This window comes from Haloprofundus halophilus, assembly GCF_003439925.1.
GTDB lineage: Archaea > Halobacteriota > Halobacteria > Halobacteriales > Haloferacaceae > Haloprofundus > Haloprofundus halophilus.
The window spans coordinates 1,110,423-1,123,139 of record NZ_QQRR01000001.1 but is presented as its reverse complement, the minus strand read 5'-3'; the positions used below and the strand labels follow the sequence as shown (position 1 = coordinate 1,123,139).

At 52.1% G+C, this 12,717-nt stretch carries 9 protein-coding genes; 2 read left to right on the top strand and 7 right to left on the bottom strand.

Annotated elements, in window-relative coordinates; genetic code table 11:
• Positions 1–53: 53 nt before the first annotated feature.
• Complete coding sequence (locus tag DV709_RS05680) at positions 54–1,058, bottom strand: hypothetical protein (RefSeq protein ID WP_117592495.1); 1,005 nt, start codon at positions 1,056–1,058, stop codon at positions 54–56.
• Between the two features lie 257 nt (positions 1,059–1,315).
• Between DV709_RS05680 and DV709_RS05675 the strand changes: the two genes are divergently transcribed.
• Together DV709_RS05675 and DV709_RS05670 are read left to right on the top strand one after the other, a co-directional pair.
• Entirely contained in the window at positions 1,316–3,469 is a 2,154-nt protein-coding gene (locus DV709_RS05675; RefSeq protein WP_117592493.1) for an McrB family protein, read from the top strand.
• Positions 3,466–4,740 carry an McrC family protein gene (locus DV709_RS05670; protein ID WP_117592491.1) on the top strand — a complete coding sequence of 425 codons (1,275 nt, stop codon included), beginning with the start codon at positions 3,466–3,468 and terminating at the stop codon, positions 4,738–4,740. The genes DV709_RS05675 and DV709_RS05670 overlap by 4 nt, the downstream gene beginning before the upstream one ends.
• A gap of 479 nt (positions 4,741–5,219) precedes the next feature.
• Here DV709_RS05670 and DV709_RS05660 read toward each other — a convergent pair whose 3' ends face one another.
• The 6 genes from DV709_RS05660 to DV709_RS05640 form a co-directional block, all read right to left on the bottom strand.
• A complete protein-coding gene (locus tag DV709_RS05660; protein WP_117592489.1) occupies positions 5,220–5,447 on the bottom strand; it encodes a hypothetical protein in 228 nt (75 codons plus the stop codon).
• A gap of 287 nt (positions 5,448–5,734) precedes the next feature.
• The gene (locus tag DV709_RS05655) at positions 5,735–7,921 is read right to left on the bottom strand and encodes a VirB4 family type IV secretion system protein (protein WP_117592487.1); all 2,187 of its coding nucleotides are present in this window, start codon (positions 7,919–7,921) and stop codon (positions 5,735–5,737) included.
• Complete coding sequence (locus DV709_RS05650) at positions 7,918–9,033, bottom strand: PrgI family protein (RefSeq protein ID WP_117592485.1); 1,116 nt, start codon at positions 9,031–9,033, stop codon at positions 7,918–7,920. The genes DV709_RS05655 and DV709_RS05650 overlap by 4 nt, the downstream gene beginning before the upstream one ends.
• A 15-nt stretch (positions 9,034–9,048) precedes the next feature.
• Entirely contained in the window at positions 9,049–10,155 is a 1,107-nt protein-coding gene (locus DV709_RS05645) for a hypothetical protein (RefSeq protein ID WP_117592482.1), read from the bottom strand.
• A 1-nt stretch (position 10,156) separates the two neighbouring features.
• Positions 10,157–11,002, bottom strand: a complete 846-nt coding sequence (locus DV709_RS17620; RefSeq protein WP_157972649.1) for a hypothetical protein — start codon at positions 11,000–11,002, stop codon at positions 10,157–10,159.
• Positions 10,999–12,678, bottom strand: a complete 1,680-nt coding sequence (locus DV709_RS05640) for a hypothetical protein (RefSeq protein ID WP_332871832.1) — start codon at positions 12,676–12,678, stop codon at positions 10,999–11,001. The genes DV709_RS17620 and DV709_RS05640 overlap by 4 nt, the downstream gene beginning before the upstream one ends.
• Between the last annotated feature and the right edge of the window lie 39 nt (positions 12,679–12,717).

Below are 12,717 nucleotides of genomic sequence, written 5' to 3'. Positions count from 1 at the left end.
TGACCACAATCTTCTGGCATCTGCCAAGTATGTTGCTGTTCAGTACAGTTTGATCACATGGTTTCTAAACGACGTCGATACATCGAGTTAGTGTCCATTTGTCCAGCCATCTGATCACGAGCCATCCCGGATACCCGATTGCTGAGTTCGTGAGTCACAACTAAATTGTGCATGACCCTCGTGAGACGGTCCTCACGAAGCTTTGCAACATCACGACAGAACGGACAATCGTGGTTCGTTTCTTCCTTGAGATCTTCCAAGTTATCTGCCATTAGTACTTTACCACTTCGTAGCGTTCTGTGTGAGGCATTGTACCGACTCTTGAAAGGGAAAAAGACGTTACCGTATCCACTGGATTTCATCCACGATGAGGTGTCAAAGCTGTCTACACCAGCTTCTTCCAAAAGTGGAATGCTCGTCGGCCCTCCAATTCCGAATGCATGGATGGTGAATCCGTGTTCTTTCGCTAATTTGACCGCCCAACGGAGGTTCTGCAGGGACTCGCTGGTCAGCATATTCACGCTGTTCTGACCCCCACTCGTCGCGAAACTCCCGAACCCGAGGTGTTTGAGGTTCTCAAACTCCGAGTATTCGTTTACGCACCGAGAAATTTGCTCGCGGGTGTGGCCTTGTATAACTCCTACAGCGTTCTCCTGAACGAATTCTGGGAGACGTTTGAAGCAACTTCGAGACGCACTCAGTGTCTCAGTGACCTTCTGTTCGACAACCTCCGGTGAGTCACCAGAAACGGGAACGTTGTCTGGAAGAACGTATCGAGATGCCCACTGGTTATCAGAATAATAGTCAATCAGATACTCGTAAAGATCATCAAATTCAAAATGGCCGGTCTGTACTTCGTATCCTCCCGAGTCGAACATGAGATTGACGTCATACTTTTCGGCGACTCGCCGGATCTCCTGGTGGCTCGTTTCTCCCTGAGTAATGGGGGTGAAGATAATATTTTGGAGTGGATCAAAGGACGAGTACTCCTCTTCAAGGCGTTTTGCGATTTTCCGTATTGAAGATCGATTGACTGAGAGGGCAGCGTAGAAATCCATTATTCACCTCTCTGTAAAATCCAGGAATTATAGTGGGTGCGAACTTGGCAGTCATTCGTACAGCAATGAGTTGGTTGGGTGTGAGGAGAAGTTCTCAAGATCATAAATTTGAGTATCTGTAGCTGTCTATCTCGTGATCCGTTAATTATCTTTCTACCTGTCATAGAACCACACTTGGAGCCATCTATAGCTATTTGGAAGTGTGACTGTTTCGCGAAAGCTACATGTAGATTGTCTACAGTTCTGTGAGTGGTAATATGAGCAAGCCTCACTCGATTTCGTCTCTTCCGGGATCTCCTAGCGGATACCTTGACTCTCTCTCACGGATTCTAAAATACACCCAACACCAATCGCCGACACGAGGGCAGATCACGGATTGGTGGAACGGAACCTTTGATCAACCCGATAGCGAAGAGTCTATTCTCCAGATTATACGCTTTCTTCAAAGTATAGAGTTGATTGAAAAAAGCAGTGGACGATATAAGGTTGCCGAACGGGGTGAGGTCTATTACAGGGAGAAAGATCCAGCGCTGATTTTCGAATGGATTGCAGAGAACAATTCAGAGTTAGTTGGAGTACTTGAGTATCTTCAGTCTGGTCCTGCACCAACAGAGAAGATTACCTCTGAATTTGAGGAGGAAGAGCGTGAAGAGACAATCAAGTTGGTCTTGGATTGGCTTATTGGACTCGATGCGATCGCGTACAATGGTGACCGTTGCCACTTGACCTCAGTTGGCATTGATCTACTGGAAGACGAAAACGGGTATATTGCTACTTCAACCGATAATCGGCGTCTTGTGACCATCAAAGTGTCTAATTCAGAGGGGATGAGAGAGCATTATGAGCAAACTGTCGCATCTGATGTCTCTGCAGAGGCGGTTTCTCGTGTTACTGGAGATACTTTTGACCGAACTGACCTCCGTATTTGGGGGAATCGATCGACGACAATTGCGGACAAGCGCGTGCAGAAAGGCGATGTTCTTTTGTTCTACTCAGGCCAGGACGGCTATATCGCTCTCGCAGAGGTCCTTTTCGCTGAAGAGTATAACTCTGCTCAAGCAGCTCGTCTCTATGAAGAGATTTGGCCGAACTTCGTAGCTGATGATCCATTCAATTACGTTATCTACCTCTCGAACGTCTCGAAGCCATCAATCGATACGGACCATTTCTTCAGTGACGCTGTGCTCGACTGGGGTGACCATCCCAATGACGGATGGACGCCACTGGACGACTACAAAACCCAAATCGCTGCTACCTACGGCTCATTGGATACCTTCCTTTCAGAATCCATAGAAGAAACTCTCTACAATTATTGGGATCTGAAAGAATGGCCCGTAGATACAGATCTCGCAAAGAAGGTCAAACGACAACTCGAGAGAAAGGGGCAAGTGCTACTGTACGGTCCACCAGGAACCGGAAAAACGTACACAGCAGACACATTCGCTCGGTGGTGGACGGGAGTCCAAGATTGTGATGTAGACAGTGAAGAGCGCATTGAGGAGGTTACTTTCCATCCCTCGTATTCCTACGAAGACTTCATGGAAGGATATTCGATCGTCACCGATGCTAAAGAGGCCGGAAACAACGGTGGGGATGTGAATTCTGCCGGCAGTTTTGGACTAAAGGATGGTGTGTTCAAAGAATTTTGCGAGGATGCACAAGACGAGTATGATTCCTGGTTAGAAAGTGGTCAGAAAGGAGAGATTCCGAAATACGTTTTCGTCATCGACGAAGTAAACCGAGGCAATATCGCTAAAATCCTTGGCGAGATTATTAAAGTCACAGAGTACAGCAAGCGGGGAGAAAGCGTCAAGTTAGCACATTCTGGCCAGCCGTTCCAAATTCCGAGAAATGTTTATTTGATCGCAACGATGAACACTGCAGACCAATCAATCGCACTTGTCGATGCTGCTATTAGACGTCGATTTGCAGCGATCGCAGCCCCACCCGAATATTCAGTCTTGTATAACTCATGTGAGTTCCCGTTCGAGAGTCGGGCAGAGGCTTTGGAATTACTCGAGACAGGGAGGGTAAATTTCGACGCTCTGCAAGCAGCGTCAGTACTCAGTTTAGAGGTCATTAATAGAAGGATCGTAGAGACCGCTGGTCTTGGAAAAGGAATGCGTATAGGACACTCGTATTTGCTCCCTGGAGAGTGGGACCATTCAGAGGTGAGTAGAGAGCGTGCCCTCGTGGATGTCTGGCGGTACGATATACTGACCCTACTCGAGGAGTATTTCTTTGGAGAGTTCGACAGTATGCAACGCCTGGTCTTCGGATCTACTGATTGTGATCTCTTCGACCAACAAACAGAGGATATTGCGGATTTCACCGTCGAAACCCTCCGAACGGTGTTGAAAGACTTAGTCCTCACAAACCGCGATCTGATTCAGCTTGCAAACAACGAATGACAACAGGGTTAGCAACCGATGACACAGCGCCACTTGTCGAGCGTACTGGGAGAGTCATCAAACATCTCACACAGACCGACATTCAGTCACTCAGTGCGCTTAACGAATTCGACGTAGAACCACTCTCAGAGACGAGTGCGATGGTCACACCCAGCCATTACACAGGAGTGGTCAGACTCCCAAGTGGACGTCTACTCGAAATTCGCCCCAAAATAGACTGTAACCTGCTATACTTTCTTGCGTATACCGGGCGTATAGACGAAGTTTCAGTCGGTCGAGAAGCAACAGTGAACGAGGGACGATCATTTGTGGATCTCCTGGGATGGCTATTTCTCAAAGAGCTTCAAAACATTCTCCAGCAAGGTATCCATCGAGAGTACAGCCTGCAAGAGGAATCAGAGAGCTACATCCGTGGAACACTCGATGTCAACAAGCAACTTCAGAAAGGAGGATTTCGGAATGCACGATTCGAGTGCAGATTTGACGAGTTGACAGCAGATATTCCCCTGAATCAAATACTACTAGAAGCGACAGACATTCTCAGTTCTGCTGTGACTTCACGGTCGCTTCAAAGTGACCTTCGACGCTCTTACGCCCGCCTTCATCGACAAGTCTCGACGCCAGCGATCTGTCCGGACCCTTCTGAAGTCGAACTCACACGGCTAAACAGCCATTATGATTCGATATTACGGCTGGCCGAACTCATTCTCTCAGAAGTATATATTCAGGATGTGAGTCGAGGATCAGTTGACATAGATCGAATTCTCCTCAATACAGAGATTCTCTTCGAGAACGTCGTGTTCTGCGCTGTTAAGCGTGTAGCAGAACAGATGGGATTGATTATCGGGGGAGATGGAAATCCAGAGGAGAGTTCTGATCGCTCAATCGGTAATCTATTGCAAACAGATTCAGGGGCACATCTTCAGAGGCTCGACCCGGACATCATCCTCCGTGGGGACGCACGACGCGTGGTAGTTGTCGGAGATGCAAAGTGGAAAAACGCGAGACGACCATCTCGGGAGGATCTGTACCAAATGTCAGCATATCAGGCACAGCAAGGAACGTCCGGATTACTCGTTTACCCTGATACATCTGGTGAAATAAAAGAGCATTACAGGTACACGAGAAACGACGAAAGAAACACACCACTCCGTGTGACCAAAATTGAGACTGGGCATGCTTCTCCGGGACACGAACCACCCTCATATGCTGATTTCTGCGACTCCATCGAATCAGAAATTGAGACCGAGCTACGAGAACTACTCGCCTGATCTACCAGAGAGGCAGACTGGTAATTTTCTTACATCTAGAAATAGTTGTTTGCGAAGAAACCGACTGAGTGGCTGGACTATTTCACTCCAGACACCAATTTACCCAGGTGGTTGTATAATTTTACATAATACATTCCCAAGTTCATTCTCCAATTCAGATGCCTGTAGTCTGGTTATCGCACTCTCTGCCTGTTTCTCCAAATCAGCCGTCTCTTCTGGGAGGTCCTAAATTACGAGCATTCCATTGGATTAATCGCCGAAGTAGTCCCAATCTGTCTCATCTCCAAATACGAACTTTCCGTTCACTCAAAGGAGTGCTAAGTATTCGAGTGCCTCTTTGATGCCTTGCCGAATGGTATCCGTTCGTGTGCTGTTCTTCCCTTCCGTGATCAAGTACTCTCGCTCGTTGCTGTCTGCGGGGTCATTTCTAGGACAATCAAGTCCGGTTGCCCGGTTTCTGATTCTCTTGGTGGGTCCAATCACTTTCCAGCGTTCACGGCGAGGTCCTTTGCCAACCGCTCAAACAATTCAGCCATATCCTGAGCAACAACCGCATCCAATGGAACCCGGACACCACCATTCTCGCCACGAATATAAATCGTGGTCTCAGGTGGAGTTACCTCAGCATCATCAACGATACCGAAGCCGCCTACAACCCCAATATTTGGCATCGCTTCAAACATTTGCTGAAAACCTTCTGGGTCCATACCCAGAATATACGCTGGGCAAGTATTTGACCTCTTCATATACATTATCGAATTTAGAAAAGTCTGTGACACCCGACCTTGGTTAGGCTGCTACCGCGCAACACTCAGGCGTAGTCATGATCTCACGCTTATTACGGTACCTAGTCGAGAACCTGACTCCGAGTAGTGTTCACCTTTGAACGGTGTGGCTTTCACAGCTGTACTGCTCTTTCCGATTGTGGGTCAATTCCGGCTCCACTATACTCATCGTGACTTAGTAACCAACGACATCCTGATGCGATCTTTATTCACCGCCGAGAACCTGTGAATCCACAGCCCCCACTGTCAGTCTCGGCACGTATTCGATTCGAGTGCGTATCGGCCTCGCCATGAGATTCGACCGTCTTGTCACACTTGTTTTGCGAAGTTGCGTCAGTCACCCCAGGCAACTCCACTTTCGACTGCTCTTTCGCGTCGAAGTCGATAACCTGCTGCTCCTTCGGTAATGCTCGAACCTCAATTCCTCGCCAGTCGTTATCCACTCCAACGAGCGCCTCAGAATACCCGACTTCCTCGCTCCCCAATACCGCATTCTGAACGTACCGCATCTGAGCATGGTTCAACCCGAATTCGTTGGCCCAGTGTTCGTCCATGCCATCGAGTTGATGGAACTGCTTGACCGCACACTGATCGAGAATCGCCTCTGACTCGTCGTGCTGGAAGAACTCGTCGACCGTCTGCGTCACAAGCCGAATCGAGAGATCGTGGTGGCGGTGATGTCGGAACACCGTTTCGAGGAACTGCAGCGTCGCCGTATCTTGCATGATATAGCGGGCTTCGTCGATGACGAACACGATCTCTTTCTCGGTCTCCTTCGCCCGCTCATACACAAGCGAAATCAGAAGCTGCATGATGAGACTCGTACTGCCACCGACGCTGCCGTCTTTCTGCCCGAAGTCAAGGTAAATGATGTCCTCGTCACGAATATCAAACTCCGTTTGTTTCCCGAGATTCGCATACCGGCCACCCTCCTCGAACGGACGGAACTGATCCAGCAACCACTTCGCGTCGTCTCGAATCTTTCCGGCTTCAGCATCCGAGCGAACGACGAAGCCTTCAGGCTGGTCGATCATCTCCTCGAAGACGTCCATCATATCACGCAGCGTCGGACTCTCGTTGTCGTGCGTATCTATCTCGTCAGTAATTCCTTTGCGAGCATACGCTTCATCCCGCGCCGTCTCAACCGTTGTAAGGCGATCCCCAAGCTCCACACCCCGGAGTGCGAAGAAGTTCATCAGGAAGCTCAGCGCATCGTCCTTTTTGTCTTTGAATGGACTGGCGTCTTCTCCCATCGCTCGCCGAACACGCTCAGGTGTCGGCTTCAATTCCAACGGATTCAGTCCCATATTCCCACCAACCGTAATTCGTTCTGCACCGAGGGCTTCCGCAACCCCAGTCCAGTTATTCAGTGGTTCGAGGATGATACCGATACGGTCCTCGCTCTGTTCGATGGAGCGAATGAAGTTCTGTTTCGACCCGAACGACTTGCCCGAGCCGGGATCGCCGATAGTGAACATTGCATACCCGTTCTCACGAGCAAACGGGTCAATCACAACGGGACTCCGGTTGTCTTTGTGAACGCCGAACTCAACGCCACCTTCCTCAAGAATCGTCGCGTTATGCGGTGAGGCAAGTAACGCTCCAACGGCCCCACCCAACGCGATCGCTTCCCGACCGAACCGATTCGGCCCAACAGGCGCTGCAGACTGAAGCGCAAGATCCTGCTTACAGAGGGCGGTCTTCGGGATGAGGCCAGCCGGTTGGTCACGAAGCGTACTGCGAACACGACGAACCGATTCGCGAAGTTTTGCCTGCGTATCCGCACGGACAGTGACGAACATCGCTTGGGCGAACACGCGAGCCCCACTCTCGACGGCCGTGTAGGTCGCTGCGGCTTCGCTCGCGCGGTCTTGGAGATAGACGCCACGGACGGAGCGTTCGAGATCGGCATCGGCTTGGAGGCTGTCTGCGACCTTCTGCAGTTCATCACGTGCAGCCTGCTGATTCTTCGGCGTGATATGAACCGTAAGGTCGAACTCGACGTCCGTGAGGTCGAAGAGTTCGTTCAGATACCCATCCTTCGGGTAGTCTGGATACTCCTCGATATACAACGTCTGTGTCCATTGCTCGCCGACGACTGCGCTCCGCGTATTCCACTCGATAGCAGCCGGTGCGATTGCACTCTTGTGGCGTTCGGCGATATCGTCGAGTACCCGACCTTCCACACTCCCACGTTCGACGGTCTCCGGTTCAAGCACATCTGCCATCTCGACGGTCTCGTCCTCCGATTCAGTCCGACGGTTGTACAGGCTCTTCACCACAACTCCAAGCACGACTACGGCCAGGAGGGTGAGTCCAAACCCTTCAGCCGTCACTAGATTCGGAAGCAACTCAGTCAGGCCACCTATCGCGTCCGCCTGCAACAACACGCTCATTCTGCGTCCTCCCGGCGAGACGCATTACCAACAATAGGCTGCTCGCGAACGACGTGCGATGCGTCGTCGACGTCGTATTCTTCGCCGTTCCAGAAGTCCATACAGAGCACGAACAACTCGACGGTACTGAGACGCCGTGCAGACCACTCATCTGCCTGCTGAATAAATTCAGAACGTACTGTCGAGAGCCGTTCGTCGAGGCGCTCGAACATCCTCGCGCGAAGCTCTGCATCCGAGAAGTCCTCACGTCGTGTCACAAAGGGTGTAAAGAGAATCCCGATGAATGGAATCGTCGTGAGTTTCTCTGCGGGAGTGCGTTCGTACTGGAAGCGGTCATAGACTTCCAACTGATTCACCTCGACGCCGAGGTAGTAGTGGAGTTGCTGGGTGCCGTCCATCTCCTCTGGACGTCGGTCACGATATTCTCGCAGCAATTCCTCGAACACCGGATTCGATTTTACGTCATCATCACGGAGTCGCTCTTCGGTTCGAGCAATGACTTTCTCAACTGGGAACGACCGCGTGGTGGTGTGGAATTTGAGCGCGAAATCGAGTTCCTTGTTTGCGAATTCGCTGGCAGCGTGCTGGAGCGTCGCCCAGTCACCGGACATCGCGAAATCCATGTTCCCTGGATAAACTTCGATGAATGCTTCCATCACACCGTCTTGCCGCTGAATTGCGCCCGTTCCGGGCCACGCACGTTCGATATTCGTCAAGTCCTGAGTGCGTTCGTCTGGCGTGAAGGGCGTGTAGTTCGCGAGCCCGCCCTCGTTACGTGTACTATCCGACTCGTGACTCTTGGTGGCCTCAGTGGCGACATTGTAGGTGATTTTGGGTCGCTTTGCGTACCGAAGGAGTGTCTGAAGCCACTCGCTTGCTGAGAGGTGGTCGGGCGTGACGAAGACGAGGGCAGCGCCGAACCCGAAACCAGCGGCAATGAGGGGTACTGCGAGCGATTGTAGCCCGAGTACCTCCGCGAGGAAGAGTGCGAGAATCGGGAATCCGAGTAGGACGCCGACGTCTCCTTCGTCGATGTTGAGGTATGGGATGCGGCTTTCTTCGCCAAAGGCGTTCATTACGCGTCGTGCTGCGCCGTTGCTATCTGTGGACATCTGTAGAGCGTTGGGTTAGGGGTCGTTCTCGGTGCGTCTGTATTCAGGAACGGTGCGGCCTGGACCCGTGTCGGCGAGGTTGTCGTGTTTCGTCCCACCGCTATCAGGGCCAGTCTGCGTTCGTTGGGTGACTTGCTGGGCAACTGCGTGACCAGCAGCAGCCTTCGGTCCGAATCGGGCGGCTGTGGAGGCGACGTGTGCGCCGCCAACGTAGCCACCGGCTGCAACAGCACCGACTGTGACAGCTGCAGTAGAGGCGGTGCCGATGACTCTCGCGGTCAGTGGTGTCCCGTACTTGAACACCTTCCACGAAAGGTACAATGCGAGTACGGGCAGTGAGACGGCGACGAGATATTCGAGGAACTCCGTCGGCGGATCAAGCGAGGCGTCGCCGACGAAAAGTACCTCGTAGCCGCGAAAGAGAATCGCCGCAGGAAGCGGCAGGATCGCCAACGGGACGAATTGCTGGCAGAGTCGCTTCGCGATATCTGAGACGATGGGGAGGTTACCGTATGCGACGGCGATGCCGAGTGGCATCCCGTACATGTAGATATAGAGCAGGACGTTGCGAATGTAGTAGAGCGCCTCCAGTGCGATTATCGCGAGGCCTCCAATAGCAGCCATCACTAAGGTGAATGCAGGGTTCGCTAAGGCAGATGGAAGTAATGCAATCATCTGGTCGCCGATAATGCCTAAGTTGGGAACTAAGGCGAGTGTGAATCCCTCAACCAGAAGGAGAACCATCACGCCGACCCAGTACCAGGTAGTGATCAGGAATGCTCCGGTCCATGCATTTTTCCGGGCTTTTCTAGCTTCGTATTGGCTCCCAAAGCGGAAGATTCGGAGGGTGTGTCTCCCCTGTACCGATATTAGCAGAATAACAAAAGCAACCAACATTATCTCCCCACCGACGAGGGCATCGTGAATAGAGGCCCATGGATTTGAGGTCGGCTCGCCAAAGACCAGCGAATTACCACTATTACGTGGTGTCGGCGTTCCGAACGCGATTTGCTCTAACTCGTCAAATCCGGCGATAAGGCCGTCACGGAACCACTTCGTAATCTGCTCAACAATATCCTCAAACCACTTTTTCCCAACGTCAACGAATGGAATCTCTGGCATGCTACTTCTGAATGACTTCTACAGTACATCCGTCAGACGACACCGACCCAGAGTATGAAAGAGAGAATGAACGAGAAGTCGCTCCAGCAACTTGTGACTGCAAGTTTACAGTGAATTGTTTCTCCTGTGGGTCCTGCGTGCAGTCTACCCCTTCGTTTGAAGAGAAACTGAATGGCATCGAGAGCGAGTATATTGATAGCTCATCTCCAGCTTGAATACGCGTCTTTTCTGCACCTGCAATCAAGTCTGCATCGGGGCCCCAGATTCCACTTGCGTCGCTGTCTTCGTATTTTGTCGACGGAGTAGGCACGCCACCCTCGAAGAGGAGTTTCGTGATTGCATCTGGACCGATGCCGTCATTCACTACAGTCACTATCGCCTGCTTCTCCTCAACAGGCAGATCATCTGGTAGTTCCCCCGAATAATTTGCCCCAATCTCAACCTCCACAATCCGCAGTTCCGGCTCAATCGTCAGTGTAGAACTGCCAACCTCGTCGTCTCCTCGGAGCGCCAATATTCGATACTCCCCGGGGTCATACGAAGTCCCAAGTTTGAATGCAGCGCGAGAGACGCCTTGAGAGAGTTCTTGTTTGTCGAAGAGTGCTCCATTTGGGGCGATAACGTTGAGTTGCTCAACTTCTGCCTCTGCAGTCAGTTCAACGACTAACTGCAGTCCCTCAACGCTAACCTGCTCGAATGGACCCGAACTGGATCCACTCGATTCAGTACCATTGCTTCCAGCATTGTTGTCACGGTCGCTCGTACAACCAGCGAGGCCGAGGAGTGTCGTACCTGCGATGCTGGAGAGGACGGTTCGTCTATCGACTGTGAATTGCGATTGTGTCATGGTTCGAATGTCTCGAATTGGAGGAAGGACCCGAGTTTCAACCCGGCTATGAGCGCGACGAGGAAGGGAATGAACCACCAGAGTATCTCAACGAAGAGCCCAAACACGCCCGATATTGACCACAGTGGGTGGTGTCGAACGGTTGATTCAGCGTCTGTATAGGCGGGATTGTGCGAGAGCCATGACCCAGGGTGGTACGTTGCGGTGAACATTCCATGGCCGTCAACAATAACTACCGCAACACCGGACTCGTTGGTCTGGACCCGCTCGCCAGCAACAGAGATGTAGCCGTATCGAGTCTCTGTATCTGGGAGTGAATGCGAGTCGCGACGAAGTGCAATCGGCTCTCCCGTCTCATTGTCTCGGAGCTCAGCACGGAGTGTCGTCTGTGAAGCGTTGCTGTCGACAACCTCTAACGAGAGATCGCTCCCTCGGAGATCTCGTTCGGACTCCTTACGTGGTGTCTCGACGGTCGCGTTTACGCCACGGACGATTCCTCGAACGGAGAGATTCCTACGACTCACCGAGTTTGTCCGAACAGCAATCCCAGACGACTGTGTGAAGGATTCGTTGACGACGCCGACGTGGACGTTCTCGCCAATCGTCTGATTAGGACTATCTCGTTCATATCCCCAGACACGCAGTATCTGTGGGCCTGTCTGAACGGGATAGGCTCTCGGTCCGAGTACGGACGGATACGCGTGCACGTAGACAGGGAGACTATCGGATGGAACCGAAGCCTCTCCGTTCGCCGTTGAGCGAACGACCGTGTCCCACCGAGTATCGCGTGCAGTGTAAAAGCGCCAGACGCCACGAACCTGATTCTCGCCACCAAGCGAGTATCCCTGCCAAGGTTGATCGATGAAGACTGCAACCCCAGCATCGCCGTTAGGATACGCCGCTGTGTAGAGTGACGCTTCAGGGTCGTAGATTGTAACGTCAACACTGTCGGAGACGACAACTGAACGCGTTACGCGCTCAGTATCCCTTGTGGACTGATTGCCAATGGGTCGCTCAAACTCGACTGTGATGGTTGCTTCGAGTGTGAGCGTCGTTTGGCCGGTGCCCCGGAGTTCGTAGTCGAACGCGGGTTTGTGTGTCCCATTTACGGTGTCGAGCTCGGTTCCATCTTGCAGGAGACGGACAGACTCGATTTCGTGGCTGAACACCGACCACTGCGGAGACTGATTCGCTGCACTTGGCGGTGTGACGATGCGGTAGTCGACGACGCCCCTGAGCCGACCCTCTCGGGCGACGTACAATGGGGTTTCACTCGGTTCAACGTGTGTTCGAGTCGACGGTTGGACAGCGAATATCGTCGCGTGTGCATCCCGAACGACCGTGCTGTCTTCGAGGTCTGCATGGGATGGATACACCGATGTGCTGGCGTTCCCCGCTGTGTAATCCTCGAAGTCATTCGTCGTCCACGTCGCTGCAGTCTCTGGTGGGCGTTTGAACGCGAGGTCGGTGCAATCACCGACTTCACCGAGGAGTGAGCGATTCTCGTCGAACTGCTCGTAATACTCGGTATTCGATGTACACGCGTCTGGATCTCGCGACCAAAGCGTCGCAGTCTCGTTTTCTGTAAGCCCGTTTCCTTCGGTTCCCGTCTGTGGTGGTGATGCGACTACGAAGCCAGCATAGAGGCTGACGAGGAGGCAAACGGTGAGTGCCACACGAAGTCGGGAACGCATGTTGAACGATAGGATTCAGTA

What these genes read in the sequence shown, in the direction of transcription:
- DV709_RS05650 (WP_117592485.1), bottom strand. Translation starts at nt 9,033, where the DNA reads ATGTCCACAGATAGCAACGGCGCAGCACGACGCGTAATGAACGCCTTT.
- DV709_RS17620 (WP_157972649.1), bottom strand. Translation starts at nt 11,002, where the DNA reads ATGACACAATCGCAATTCACAGTCGATAGACGAACCGTCCTCTCCAGC.
- DV709_RS05675 (WP_117592493.1), top strand. Translation starts at nt 1,316, where the DNA reads ATGAGCAAGCCTCACTCGATTTCGTCTCTTCCGGGATCTCCTAGCGGA.
- DV709_RS05660 (WP_117592489.1), bottom strand. Translation starts at nt 5,447, where the DNA reads ATGGACCCAGAAGGTTTTCAGCAAATGTTTGAAGCGATGCCAAATATT.
- DV709_RS05655 (WP_117592487.1), bottom strand. Translation starts at nt 7,921, where the DNA reads ATGAGCGTGTTGTTGCAGGCGGACGCGATAGGTGGCCTGACTGAGTTG.
- DV709_RS05670 (WP_117592491.1), top strand. Translation starts at nt 3,466, where the DNA reads ATGACAACAGGGTTAGCAACCGATGACACAGCGCCACTTGTCGAGCGT.
- DV709_RS05680 (WP_117592495.1), bottom strand. Translation starts at nt 1,058, where the DNA reads ATGGATTTCTACGCTGCCCTCTCAGTCAATCGATCTTCAATACGGAAA.
- DV709_RS05645 (WP_117592482.1), bottom strand. Translation starts at nt 10,155, where the DNA reads ATGCCAGAGATTCCATTCGTTGACGTTGGGAAAAAGTGGTTTGAGGAT.